Raw genomic sequence first — 12,378 nt, 5'->3', positions numbered from 1 at the left:
CAAAGCTTAGCGAGGTGATGGAATGAAAACAGATGAACGACTTGGTTTATTAGTATGGTTTCGTTTATCACGCTTTTACAACCAAAGTATTAGGGAAACGAATCAACATTTAAAAAAATGGGATTTGTCTGCTGCGCAATTTGATGTATTAGTACAAATTGGAGCAGGGGATCGTTTAACGCAGCAAGAATTAGGACAAAAGCTTTTCGTTACAAAAGGAAACGTTACGCAGCTTTTAAGTAAAATGGAGCAGCTGGATTTAATTCAAAGAGAGCAAGAAGGAAAAACGAAGTATCTTTCCTTAACAGAGAAAGGTAAAGCATTGTATGAAGACGTTGTTCCGCCTCAAGAAAGATTTCAAGCAGCGCAATTTTGCAAGTTGGATCGCGAGGAACAGAAACAACTGTTAGCATTACTTCGTAAATTACAATCATAAAAAATTTTAAATAAATATCTCGAATTCGAGATAATATGAGGTGAAGGATATGTTTAAAAAAATTGATCATAAACAAATGGGAAGAGCAAATCACGGTTGGTTAAATACACATTTTCATTTTTCATTTGCAGATTACTACAATCCAAATAATATGAGATTTGGTGCACTTCGCGTAATTAATGATGATTTAGTAGCAGCACAAACAGGATTTGATACGCATCCACACCGTGATATGGAGATTATTTCTTATGTAGTGGACGGGGCATTAACGCACCAAGATAGTATGGGAAACCGCGGGACAATTGAGCGCGGTCATGTGCAATATATGAGTGCTGGAACAGGTGTCTTCCATAGTGAGCACAACTTAGGAGATGAAACATTGCGTCTTCTGCAAATTTGGATTTTACCAGACCGTGCTGGCCATACGCCAAATTACGGTGAATTTAAATTTGATTGGAATAAACGTGAGAATACATGGTTCCACATGGTTTCGCCAATTGATGGCGGTGCACCGATTGAAATTCATCAAGATGCAAATCTGTACTCTCTTGCTTTAGAAAAAGGAAAAGAGATTACATTCCCAGTTGGTGAAGGGCGTCAAGCTTATTTGGTTCAAATTGAAGGAAGCGGCATTGTGAATGGTGAAACGTTAGTGATGAGAGATGCAGCAGAAGTCATTGAAGAAGATATCCATATTCAAGCAGCAGAAACAGCTCATTATTTAGTAATTGAGATGAAGGAACAATAATTAAGTGAAACTTTCAACAGTGAGGGGGCTTACTGCCCGTTAATAAAAATATGCCACGAGTAGCGTCTATAGATAGCGCTGCTCTTTTTTTTGTATGAATTTTCTGTCGAAATTTTCTAAAATTTAAACGGGAGGTTATTACTATTATCTCTAGAATTGTATAAAAGTGTCAAAACATTAGGGGATGGGGAGTGTTGTTTTTGAAAAAGAAGGTATTATCTTCAACGTTAGCTTTATCTCTAGCTTTAGGGGGATTTGCGACATTTGGTACGTCACGTACATATGCAGCAGAGCAAAAAGTTCAATATAACCAAGAATTTCAGACACCATCTTATATTGGGGAAGAGTGGAAAGCACCGGAAGGACTAGATAAAAAAGAAACGGTGTTTGAGTATTTAAAGAGTAAGAAAGACATGTTTAAATTAGCAGGAAATATGGAGAAACATTTTGAAATCGTTGGAGAAGAAAAAGACGCAGAAGCGGGAACAACGCATGTGAAGCTTATTGAAAAATATAATGGTGTTCCTGTATATGGCTCTGATCAAACAGTAGCAATTGATAAAGATAATAATGTGAAAGCATTTTTCGGACAAGTTATCCCGAATTTAGAAAATAAAAATATCCCAGCAAATGCAAGTATTTCAGAAGATGAGGCTGTAAATATTGCAAAAGCTGATATTGAGAAAGAAATTGGAAAAGTAGACAACTATGATGGGATTAAGAAAGATTTATATGTATATGAAAAAGATGGACAATATTATCTTTCCTATCTTGTAAAAGCATCTGTTTCGAATCCAGCACCAGGCTACTGGCATTATTTCGTGGATGCGACAAACGGTAATGTGATTGAAAAATATAATGCAGTTGATCATATGGCTGGGTTTGGATATGGTGTGTTAGGAAATCGAACAACGTTTGAAATGTCACAAAATGAAAAAACAGGCACTTTTCAATTATTTGACGGCACGCGTGGACAAGGTATTCATACATTCGATGCGAAGAACATGAATGAATTTATATTTAACATATTGTCACAATGGTTTGGATATACAGGTTATGAAATTGAAAGTAGAAACAAGTTCTTTGAAGATAAAGCAGCTGTTGATGCGCACGCTAACGCTGAGAAAGTATACGATTATTATAAGAAAACATTTAAGCGTAATTCCTTTGATAATGAAGGGGCAAAATTAATCTCTTCTGTTCATGTAGGGAAAAACTGGAATAATGCAGCGTGGAATGGTGTCCAAATGATGTACGGAGACGGTGATGGAAAAGTATTCATTCCATTATCAGCAGGACTTGATGTTATTGCGCATGAGCTGACTCATGCAGTAACAGAATACTCCGCAAATCTAGAGTATCAAGACGAATCTGGTGCATTAAATGAATCGTTATCTGATATTATGGGTGCGATGGTCGATCGTGATGATTGGGAGATGGGAGAAGATATTTATACGCCAGGTAAAGCGGGAGATGCACTGCGTTCTTTAAGCAATCCTGCTGCTATTCCAAATCCATTAAAGCCAACTGAAGGCTATCCAGATCATTATAGCAAGCGCTACACAGGAACGGTTGATAATGGCGGTGTTCATATTAACAGCAGCATTAACAACAAAGCTGCATACTTAGTTTCTGAAGGTGGCACACATTACGGTGTTACTGTAAATGGTGTCGGCCGCGCAGCAACAGAAAAAATTTATTACCGTGCTCTTACAAAATATTTAACTGCAAACTCAAACTTTAGCATGATGCGCAAAGCTGCAATTCAAGCAGCTACAGATTTATACGGCCAAAATTCTAAAGAAGTACAAGCTGTAACAAAAGCATATGATGCAGTAGGTGTAAAATAAGAAATAAAGAAGACCTGACTTTGATAATGTCAGGTCTTTCTTTTCGTCCCGCTATTCGTGGGCAGTAAGACCCCCACCTCAAGATTCAGAGAAAAGCGAAGAAGAGAGGTGGGGGACCACTGATGGAAGTTTCACTTTATCTAATCGCGAATTCCTAGTGCGATTTTTGCCATGCGAGACATACGTTCTTTGGACCAAGGAGGATTCCAAACAACATTTACTTCTATTTCGTTTACCTCTGGAACATTTGTCGATAATACCTTTTTTACATCAGATACAATTTGTCCAGCCATTGGACAACCGATAGAAGTCATTGTCATTGTAATAACAGCATTATTTTGTTCGTCAGTTGTGACATCATATACTAGCCCAAGGTTTATAATATCTACGCCAAGCTCAGGGTCAATTACAGCTTCTAAATTGGCATATACTTTATCTTCTAAAGTTTGAGACATATGAAACACCTCTATTCATGATTGATAGTTATTCTCATTATACAAGATGGAAAGAGAAGATGCAGTGATTGGGCACACAGCATTTTTTTCTAGATCAAAAAAGTATTCCTCATAAAGTTTCACTTTATCCTATTTAATCATATTTTAGTAATCCCCAACTTCGACTTATACGCGCTATGCATAGAAGAAAAACTCTCTTCATTTTAAAAAGAGTTTTTCTATATATTTTTGGCGATCAGTGTATATAGTCCAGGGATGCGATGTTCAATTCCTTCCGGCGCGTGAGGTGGAAAGACCCATTTTTGCTTTGCCCCACATTCTTCTGTGAGCTCTTCGAGACGGAGTCCTGCTTGGGCGATTTTTGTTACAATTTCTCCTAACGTCCATCTGCGAATCGTATTTTTAGGTAAAGAGGAGCGCTCTGCTTCTGATAAGAGCATACCGTATGCTACATCTACTTCGATTACATCTTCATAAAAGTAATTTCCATTTGCGATTGCTTGGTTATCTTCTATTTGCAGAAGTTTTGTATACATCGGATGATAGTCGCGTAAAAGGAATGTTCCACCTTGTTTTAGCAATTGAGAAATAAGTGTAAATAAAGGCTCTAAATCTATGAAATAGTGGAGCACACCAAGCTCAAGTAATACTACGTCGAATGAGCCTATTGTCTCTGGTAAATCTAGTACATCAGACACGATGTATTCAACATGTGTTTTAGCGGCTGCGGCAAGTCCTTTAGCATATTTCGCATTGCTCTCTGAAATATCGACAACCGTTACTTCTGCCCCTAATAATGAAAGGGCAACCGCCTTACTCCCTTTTGATCCCATTAAATTTATAATTCGTTTTCCTCGCACTTCACCGATGTAAGGCAAATAATAAGTGACCTCGGCAGTAGGGTTTTCCCGTATTTGCTTGCCAAAAGAATGCGGCGTTCCGTGGCGATTTGTCCAAGCTTCATAAGCGGCTTTACTCCAGCCTGCTTTATTCTTTGCACTTAATTGCTGTTGATTCAAAAAGACCTCTCCTTTCCATGAAGGAGTATAAATTCTTCATAAATATAAAAATCCCTTTCTATGGAATGAATTGTAATTTTTTTTGTAATAGAACGAACAAATAGTTTGATTTTTCTGTATAATATTATAAAATGTAAATTACATATGAAAAGCGTTGAAGAGGAAAAGTAGAATGAAATCATTCTTTCCAGAGAGCTTCGGTAGCTGAGAAGAAGCAAGAATGCTCATTTGAACAATGGCCTCTGAGCTTCGTCCTGAACTTATCAGCTGATAATAGTAGGCGACGACGAGTGTTGGCTCTCGTTATCAAAGTCACAGTATACGAGCAATGGTTGCTCCGTACTTGCAGAGGTCAATTGTGTGAGCAATTGGCGAAATAAGGTGGTACCACGACTGTATATACAGCCTCGTCCTTATCTTTTTAGAAGATAAGGACGGGGCTTTTTTATTTTTAAAGGAGGAATGTAGGATGAATATTTTTATTGGAGGCGCGTGGCCATATGCAAATGGTTCATTGCACCTTGGTCATATTGCAAGTTTATTACCAGGAGATATTTTAGCGCGTTATTACCGTTTGAAAGGCGATAAGGTGCTATATGTATCAGGAAGTGATTGTAACGGTACACCGATTACGATTCGTGCTAAGCAAGAGGGAGTAAGTGTAAAAACAATTGCGGATCGCTATCATGAAGAATTTGAACGATGTTTTCAGAAGTTAGGTTTTTCCTATGATTGCTATACGCGTACTGACTGTGTTCATCATCATGAAGTAGTTCAGAACATTTTCTTAGAGCTTGTAGAAAAGGGGCTTATTTATAAAAAGAAGGTGGAGCAAACATATTGTGAGACTTGTGCGCAGTTTTTGCCGGATCGTTATGTGGAAGGGATTTGTCCGCAATGCGGCGCACAGGCGCGTGGTGATCAGTGCGATGCATGTTCTGCTATTTTGGATCCGATAGATTTATTAGAGAAAACATGTAAGTTGTGCGGCAGTGTGCCGACAATTAAGGAGACAGAGCATTTTTATTTTGCACTAACGTCATTACAGAAGCAAGTAGAAGAGTATATAGAAACGGTGAAACAGAATGGCACGTGGCGTGAGAACGCCGTGCAGCTGGCGCAGCGATATTTACAAGAAGGATTACAGGATCGTGCTGTTTCAAGAGATTTGCCAATTGGAGTAAGCGTTCCGGTTGCTGGGTACGAAGAGAAGAAGGTGTACGTTTGGATTGAGGCTGTGTCTGGTTATTATTCAGCAAGTAAACAATGGGCACAAGAAATAAACTGTGATGATACACCATTTTGGCAAGAGGATACACGGACGTATTATGTGCATGGCAAAGATAATATTCCATTTCATACAATTATTTGGCCAGCTATTTTGCAGGGAATACAAGCGAAAGCATTACCAGAATATATTGTTTCTAATGAATATTTAACGGTGGAAAAAAGGAAGTTATCTACGAGTAGGAACTGGGCTGTATGGATACCAGACATGTTAAAGGAATATAATCCTGATTCGATACGCTATTTTTTAACTATAAACGCACCAGAAAATCGAGATACAGATTTTTCGTGGCGAGAGTTTATTTATAGTCATAATAGTGAATTGTTAGGAGCATATGGAAACTTTGTTAATAGAACGCTGAAGTTTCTTGAAAAATATTACGAGAATACTGTACCAACTGGACACATCAATCAAGAAATTGAAGAAAAGCTAAAAGGATTATATATGGAAGCAGGGCGATTGATTGAAAAAGCGCATTTTAAACAAGCGCTAGAAATAATTTTTGAAACGATTCGTTATGCTAATAAATATTTCGATGAGAGACAGCCTTGGAAACAAATAAAAGAGGACAAGAGAGCCTGCGATGAAACAATGCGAAATTGTGTTCATTTCATTATAAACTTTGCACAAGTATTAGCGCCGTTTCTTCCGTTTTCATCTGCACAAGTACAACAAATGTTAGAGGTTTCTCAGAGCAAATGGAATTACGTCACTGAATGTCCAGCTTATATTTCGAATGTATCACCGTTATTTGAACGTATCGATGTGAAGAAAATTGAGGAAGAAGTGGAAAAACTGTATGGGTCTTTAATATAAAAAAATAGCACCGATTGTGGTGCTATTTTTTTATTAAAGTATATAATCACTTTCCTTACAAAAATGTAAGCTTATTGTAAGCCATTGCGATAGTAGTTTCGACAACATTTTTATACAATAAAGATACAAAATTAGTACGTTATAGAAGATTGAATATCAGCAAGAAAAGGAGAGGGCGACATGGAATGGGTTCATGAATTATTTCAACAATACGGGTACTATGTTGTACTCGTTGGACTGTTGTTAGAGTATATTGCATTTCCGTTTCCGGGAGAGCCAACATTAGTGTATGCAGGATATTTAGTGCATACAGGTGAGTTACACTTAACATTATTAATCTTCTTCTCTTTTCTAGGGACAAGTGTTGGTATGACCATTCAATATTTTGTAGGAAACAAGCTCGGTATGCCATTTATTCAAAGGTACGGAAAGTATGTCTTTTTAACGCAGCGTAAAATTGATTTAACGCGGAAGTGGTTCGATAAGTATGGGTATTCCCTAATATTTATTGCATTTTTTATTCCTGGTGTGCGTCATTTTACAGGGTACTTTGCAGGTATTATTAGTTTACCATTTCGCCGCTTTGCGATAACAATTTATTGTGGGGCATTATTTTGGGTGTCATTCTTCTTAGTAGGCGGTTATTGGTTAGGTGGAAACATAGATGCTATTTTTGGAGTGTTTGAAGATCATATCGGAAAGATTATTATCGGTGTTGTTGTGGTTGTGGCAGTAGGTTTAGCGGTAAATTTTCGCAAACAAATTAGACGTGCACTTGTGCAAACAGTAAATTAAAAATATCCATTCTATGTCGAAAAAGGTGGTCTCTGAAATGTACCCTTTACAAAGGGTGCATTTCAGAGACCACCTTCTTTTTTATTACGAATTACTTTCCATTTGAACGTGGTTTTCATCTTGTAGTAAATCAAAGATATCTGCTACGCAAAATGCGATAAACCAAGTCCAAAGACCATGGAAGAATGCTGTACTAAGTTGCAGAGGTAAATCATAAGTTGTTGTTGAAAATGAGATACAACCGCCGACAATTCCAATCATCGTTAAGAGTGTCGTTTTTCTTGCGTTTTCTTCCGGATTGAAAAGGAAGAAAGTAAACGAACCTAAAATTGAAGCGCTTACAATAGAATCGATTCCATTCATATATAAATTTTCACCAGTATGAGTATTTGTCCAAAAGCACACGAGACCGCCTGCTACGGCAAATAATGTTGCGATTATAAATCTAAATTGTTTGTTCATACGTTCATCTCCTTCATCATCATCATTTGAACAGGAGGACCTGAATTTTAATTAATAGAAATTAAATAAGAAGATATAGTTATTATCTACTTTTATGATATATACATAGTATAACATGTTTTAGATTTGAATAAAAATAATTATCTGATATTTCTAGTTTTTGATGTTTCAAATAGCTATAAACATCATTCCATTTCCTTCGATATCATAAAGTGAAACTTCCATCAGTGGGGCGGGTTTCATCCCCCACTGATGGTTAGTTGAACCAATCGGGCTTTTACGGAACTCTTTTATATGCAAATAAAAACGCAAGGATTTCCTCCTTGCGTTTTGTTATATACGTTTAAATCGTCCAACCACTTCTACTGTTTCTGTAATGTTAATAAAAGCATGGCTATCAACGTGACGGATTAGACGTTTAATTTCTCCTAATTCATAGCGCGTAACAACTGTGTAAATCATTTTTTTCTTATGATCTGTATATCCACCGACAGCATCAACCATTGTTACACCGCGAATCCCGCTGTGTAGTAATGCTTTTTTAATGGCATCTCCTTTTTCTGTAACGGTCATCACTGTTAATTTAATATGTTTTGTATGAATAGAATCGATGACTTTACTTACAACAAATCGGCTGATAAGTGTGTAAAGTGTAATATCCCATCCGAAAATAAAACCACCGACTGCAAGTAGAATAAGGTTAAAGGCAAAAATAATGGATCCAATAGAAATATCTCTATGTTTTGCTACAATTAACCCAATAATATCGAATCCACCCGTCGAAGAAGCAAAGCGGAAAATGATTCCTGTTGCAGCTCCACATAATACACCACCAAAAACAGAAGACAGCAAAACATCCTCAGAAATTTGATGAACTGGAATGATATTCATTGCAAGAGTCGATACAGCAAGAAAGTATGCTGTTAAAAAAGTTGTTTTCTTTCCTAGATAAAAATAGCTAAGAAAGAGCAGTGGAATGTTTAATAAAAAGATGAGTGCACCAATGCTATAGTGCATTAAGTAACCGATAATCATCCCAACGCCAGCAAAGCCGCCACTAATCATGTGGTGTGGAATAAAAAACATATTCATTGAAATTGCATAGAGGATTGAAGCGACTGAAATAACAACAAGTTGAATGATGAATTCTAAATGCAATGTTTTTGCGGCTGGGAATGCTAAAAAGGCGGTATCGGGAACGTAATCGGCGTCTCCTAGTTGGCCCATAGTCTGTTTTCATCTCCATATTCGTTTTTGATTACAAGAAGAGAATAATGCTTTTTTCAAACACTGGCAATAGTTTTATTATTATACGAAAATTTTATAAAATTTTTACAATTTAAGTGTATGAATAAAAACATAAATATGTAAAATATAAGGAATTTACATGTTGAAACAGTATGATATAATCCTGTCATAAGGATGTGAAGAGATGGAATTCCTATTGCAAGATGCAATGTTATGTATATCTGTTGTAACAACGGCACTTTGTTTATTAGAAGTCTTATTTCTCACTAATGTTTCACGTTTTGTACGTCAGCAAACATATAGAGGTAGACAGAAAGCTTTCGCAGTCGTTGAAACATGTGAGGAGCATATAGGGAATAGCTTACTTTTCTCTATCTTTTATAAACATGGAATGGCCCACTCAGTTCGCAGGCAAGAAGCAAGCGGAGAGAGTGACGATGTAGGTCCGTATATAACCAATGTTTCGCTAACGAATTAAGAAACATTGGAGGAATATATATATGTTTAAATCATACCGAGCTTGGCTCGTAAGTTTATCTTTATTACTTGTTGTTGTTTTATCTGGTTGTAGTAATGCGAATGCAAATGCAGGACCAGTTGATGCGAATAGCCCAGGATTTTGGAATCACTTTATTGTATATCCAATTTCTGTTATGCTGCAGTTTGTGGCGCACCATTTGCCGAATCATAGCTTCGGGATTGCCATTATCATTATTACGATTGTAGTTCGTACGATATTACTGCCGCTGACGATTACGCAATATCGCAGCCAATTAAAAACGAAAAAAATGCAGCCAAAGCTTCAGAAATTGAAGGAAAAGTATGGCGATACGACGAAGAATCCGGAAAAACAAAAGCAATATCAACAAGAAATGATGACTTTAATGAGAGAGGACGGTGTAAACCCGCTGATGGGTTGTTTACCGTTGCTGCTGCAAATGCCGGTCTTCTCAGGATTGTACTATGCAATTAGTCACACGGAAGAGATTCGTTCCTCTTCTTTCTTATGGGTAAATTTAGGACATGCAGATCCTTATCACATTTTACCTGTCCTTGCTGCTATGTCAACATTCCTGCAAATGAAAGTATTTCAGTCTAATATGACAGGAGAACAAGCTCAAAATCAAGTATTGAAAGTCCAGCAGTTTATAATGCCGGCAATGATTTTATTTATGGGATCAGCTGCACCATCAGGACTTGTCTTGTACTGGATTACAAGTAACCTATTTACTGTGATTCAAACTATAGTATTGAGGAAAGTTATGGATCGTGAAGATGTACAAGTGCAAAGCGCATAAGAAAGGTTTACTTTTATAAAGTGAAATTTCCATCGATGGGGGCATCCGCCCGCCTAATCGGGTTTTTACTGCATAAATAAGACAGTGCTCTAATGAGCACTGTCTATTTTTTGTGATTTCGATATACGAAATTGATGCATGAATGTAATGACCACTTGTTATCGGCTTGAATATGAAGGGGCTTGGAGGTTAATAGAGAGGAACGTTGTATCTGTTATATTATACCGATATAATTTGTGTGTGTAATATAAAACACTCTTGCATTTTTTCAAAAATTCAATATAATGAACAGTAACAACAACATTCGACAAAAGTATTGATAAGGACATGATCTATTTTTTACGATTCTCAGAGAGGGAAGCCTGAGGCTGTGAGCTTCCTAATACGAAAGAATAGTTTACCACCTTTGAACTGCAGCAGTGAACGAACATCTAGTAATTGTTTGCCGGCAACAGCCGTTATCTGAAACTTGAGCAATTGGCGCTTTGTGTCTTCGTGTCAATTGGAACAAGGGTGGAACCGCGAATCAAACACTCGTCCCTTTTTTAGGGAGGAGTGTTTTTTTATTTTATTTAGATCAAACTAGGATTAGAGGGAGGAGACGCAGTATGCATCACGATGACAAAAATAAAATTGGCCTAACAGTCGCATTATCAATCGTTGTCGGAACAATTATCGGCTCTGGGGTATTTATGAAGCCAGGTAAGGTACTGGATTACGCAGGAAGTTCTAACATGGCAATCTTTGCTTGGGTAGTAGGGGGGATTTTGACCTTAGCAAGTGGTTTAACTGTTGCAGAAATTGGGGCGCAAATTCCGAAAAATGGTGGCTTGTATACGTATTTAGAAGAGATTTACGGAAGATTTTGGGGTTATTTATCTGGATGGATGCAAACACTTGTATATGGACCAGCAATTATTGGAACATTAGGATTGTATTTTAGTTCGTTAGTTTTAAACTTTTTCCATATTGATAAAGTGTGGAATTTACCAATCGCGATTGGAACAGTTGTATTTCTTGGTGCTGTAAATAGTGTTGGAACAAAGTATGGGGGTATTGTTCAAACTGTGACAACAGTTGGGAAAATGATCCCGGTTGTACTTATTATTGTGATGGGGTTTTGGAAAGGGGACAGCGATATATTTAACGTCGTTGTACCAGCGTCCGCAAATCAAAGTATTGGGATGGCAATTTTGGCAACATTATTTGCATATGATGGTTGGATTTTACTAGCATCTATCGGCGGTGAAATGAAAAATCCAACAAAGCTGTTGCCAAAAGCGCTGACAATTGGAATCCTTGTAGTAACAGCAGCGTATGTGTTGATTAATATGGCATTATTAAAAGTGTTACCAGCTCCGCAAATTGTTGCACTTAGTGAGAATGCAACAGCGAAAGCGGCTGAAATGTTATTAGGTGAATACGGTGGGAAATTGATTAGTATTGGGGTTATCGTTTCAATTTTCGGATGTTTAAATGGAAAAATTTTAACATTCCCACGCATTCCAGTATCAATGGCAGAACTTGGTCAGCTACCGTTTTCAAAATTTATTGCAAAAATTAATGATAAGTTTAAAACGCCAGCAAATGCAATTTTTGTAGAGATTCTACTTGGTATTATTTTAATGATTGTAAGTGACCCGAATAAATTGTCCGAGATTTCCGTATTTATTATTTATATTTTCTATGTGATGACATTTATCGGTGTATTCATTTTACGAAAACGTAATGCAGGACAAAAGCGTGAATATAGTGTTCCCTTATATCCAATCGTACCAATCATAGCAATTTTAGGATCATTCTTTGTAATTGGAAGTGCGATTATTAATGATCCAATCAGTTGTTTCTTGTCAATTGGTATCGTATTAACTGGATTACCAGTGTATTGGTATTTGAATAAGAAAAAGGTAAGTTAGTCGATAATGAATTTTGAAATAGGCATCTTTTGGAGATGCCTATTTTT

General features: G+C 37.0%; 13 protein-coding genes and 2 other annotated features. Of the genes, 8 read left to right on the top strand and 5 right to left on the bottom strand.

The features are described from left to right. The first annotated feature begins 22 nt into the window (after positions 1 to 22). The 3 genes from NKR74_RS21780 (at position 23) to NKR74_RS21770 (ending at position 3,034) form a co-directional block, all read left to right on the top strand. Complete coding sequence (locus NKR74_RS21780) at positions 23 to 436, top strand: MarR family winged helix-turn-helix transcriptional regulator (RefSeq protein ID WP_253630813.1); 414 nt, start codon at positions 23 to 25, stop codon at positions 434 to 436. A 49-nt stretch (positions 437 to 485) separates the two neighbouring features. Further along, the gene (locus NKR74_RS21775; protein WP_253630812.1) at positions 486 to 1,184 is read left to right on the top strand and encodes a pirin family protein; all 699 of its coding nucleotides are present in this window, start codon (positions 486 to 488) and stop codon (positions 1,182 to 1,184) included. Positions 1,185 to 1,384: 200 nt separating this feature from the next. After that, positions 1,385 to 3,034 carry a M4 family metallopeptidase gene (locus NKR74_RS21770; RefSeq protein WP_253630811.1) on the top strand — a complete coding sequence of 550 codons (1,650 nt, stop codon included), beginning with the start codon at positions 1,385 to 1,387 and terminating at the stop codon, positions 3,032 to 3,034. 140 nt (positions 3,035 to 3,174) lie between these two features. Here the strand turns inward: NKR74_RS21770 and NKR74_RS21765 are convergent, their stop codons facing one another. After that, positions 3,175 to 3,489 carry a metal-sulfur cluster assembly factor gene (locus NKR74_RS21765; protein ID WP_098308904.1) on the bottom strand — a complete coding sequence of 105 codons (315 nt, stop codon included), beginning with the start codon at positions 3,487 to 3,489 and terminating at the stop codon, positions 3,175 to 3,177. A 218-nt stretch (positions 3,490 to 3,707) separates the two neighbouring features. After that, entirely contained in the window at positions 3,708 to 4,508 is an 801-nt protein-coding gene (locus NKR74_RS21760) for a class I SAM-dependent methyltransferase (protein WP_253630810.1), read from the bottom strand. A gap of 145 nt (positions 4,509 to 4,653) precedes the next feature. Beyond that, positions 4,654 to 4,926, top strand: a binding site (T-box leader). A 51-nt stretch (positions 4,927 to 4,977) separates the two neighbouring features. Between NKR74_RS21760 and metG the strand changes: the two genes are divergently transcribed. Next, the gene (gene metG / locus NKR74_RS21755) at positions 4,978 to 6,612 is read left to right on the top strand and encodes a methionine--tRNA ligase (protein ID WP_253630809.1); all 1,635 of its coding nucleotides are present in this window, start codon (positions 4,978 to 4,980) and stop codon (positions 6,610 to 6,612) included. A 180-nt stretch (positions 6,613 to 6,792) separates the two neighbouring features. Then, positions 6,793 to 7,407, top strand: a complete 615-nt coding sequence (locus NKR74_RS21750) for a DedA family protein (protein ID WP_253630808.1) — start codon at positions 6,793 to 6,795, stop codon at positions 7,405 to 7,407. A gap of 84 nt (positions 7,408 to 7,491) precedes the next feature. On the opposite strand, the gene NKR74_RS21745 is transcribed toward NKR74_RS21750, so the two are convergent. The 3 genes from NKR74_RS21745 to NKR74_RS21735 all read right to left on the bottom strand — a co-directional run bounded on the left by NKR74_RS21745 (position 7,492) and on the right by NKR74_RS21735 (position 9,096). Beyond that, complete coding sequence (locus NKR74_RS21745; RefSeq protein WP_253630807.1) at positions 7,492 to 7,869, bottom strand: DUF3938 domain-containing protein; 378 nt, start codon at positions 7,867 to 7,869, stop codon at positions 7,492 to 7,494. 168 nt (positions 7,870 to 8,037) lie between these two features. Next, positions 8,038 to 8,181, bottom strand: a complete 144-nt coding sequence (locus NKR74_RS21740) for a hypothetical protein (protein WP_253630806.1) — start codon at positions 8,179 to 8,181, stop codon at positions 8,038 to 8,040. Between the two features lie 21 nt (positions 8,182 to 8,202). After that, the gene (locus NKR74_RS21735; RefSeq protein ID WP_253630805.1) at positions 8,203 to 9,096 is read right to left on the bottom strand and encodes a YitT family protein; all 894 of its coding nucleotides are present in this window, start codon (positions 9,094 to 9,096) and stop codon (positions 8,203 to 8,205) included. Between the two features lie 205 nt (positions 9,097 to 9,301). Here NKR74_RS21735 and NKR74_RS21730 point away from each other — a divergent pair, with 205 nt between their 5' ends. From NKR74_RS21730 to NKR74_RS21720, 3 genes are all read left to right on the top strand, one after another. Beyond that, complete coding sequence (locus NKR74_RS21730; protein ID WP_098308893.1) at positions 9,302 to 9,595, top strand: hypothetical protein; 294 nt, start codon at positions 9,302 to 9,304, stop codon at positions 9,593 to 9,595. A gap of 22 nt (positions 9,596 to 9,617) precedes the next feature. After that, on the top strand, positions 9,618 to 10,415 hold the full coding sequence (gene yidC / locus NKR74_RS21725; RefSeq protein ID WP_253630804.1) for a membrane protein insertase YidC: 798 nt from the start codon (positions 9,618 to 9,620) through the stop codon (positions 10,413 to 10,415). 307 nt (positions 10,416 to 10,722) lie between these two features. Further along, positions 10,723 to 10,960 (top strand) — a binding site (T-box leader). A gap of 63 nt (positions 10,961 to 11,023) precedes the next feature. After that, positions 11,024 to 12,331: an APC family permease gene (locus NKR74_RS21720; protein WP_253630803.1), complete on the top strand. Its 1,308-nt coding sequence runs from the start codon at positions 11,024 to 11,026 to the stop codon at positions 12,329 to 12,331. The last annotated feature ends 47 nt before the right edge of the window (positions 12,332 to 12,378 follow it).

The sequence above is a fragment of the Bacillus sp. 3103sda1 genome, assembly GCF_024159135.1.
GTDB lineage: Bacteria > Bacillota > Bacilli > Bacillales > Bacillaceae_G > Bacillus_A > Bacillus_A rhizoplanae.
This window is presented reverse-complemented; position numbering and strand designations above follow the sequence as displayed.

Coding starts and splice junctions, on each gene's coding strand:
- NKR74_RS21780 (WP_253630813.1), top strand. CDS start 23: ATGAAAACAGATGAACGACTTGGTTTATTAGTATGGTTTCGTTTATCA.
- NKR74_RS21775 (WP_253630812.1), top strand. CDS start 486: ATGTTTAAAAAAATTGATCATAAACAAATGGGAAGAGCAAATCACGGT.
- NKR74_RS21765 (WP_098308904.1), bottom strand. CDS start 3,489: ATGTCTCAAACTTTAGAAGATAAAGTATATGCCAATTTAGAAGCTGTA.
- metG (WP_253630809.1), top strand. CDS start 4,978: ATGAATATTTTTATTGGAGGCGCGTGGCCATATGCAAATGGTTCATTG.
- NKR74_RS21750 (WP_253630808.1), top strand. CDS start 6,793: ATGGAATGGGTTCATGAATTATTTCAACAATACGGGTACTATGTTGTA.
- NKR74_RS21745 (WP_253630807.1), bottom strand. CDS start 7,869: ATGAACAAACAATTTAGATTTATAATCGCAACATTATTTGCCGTAGCA.
- NKR74_RS21735 (WP_253630805.1), bottom strand. CDS start 9,096: ATGGGCCAACTAGGAGACGCCGATTACGTTCCCGATACCGCCTTTTTA.
- NKR74_RS21730 (WP_098308893.1), top strand. CDS start 9,302: ATGGAATTCCTATTGCAAGATGCAATGTTATGTATATCTGTTGTAACA.
- yidC (WP_253630804.1), top strand. CDS start 9,618: ATGTTTAAATCATACCGAGCTTGGCTCGTAAGTTTATCTTTATTACTT.
- NKR74_RS21720 (WP_253630803.1), top strand. CDS start 11,024: ATGCATCACGATGACAAAAATAAAATTGGCCTAACAGTCGCATTATCA.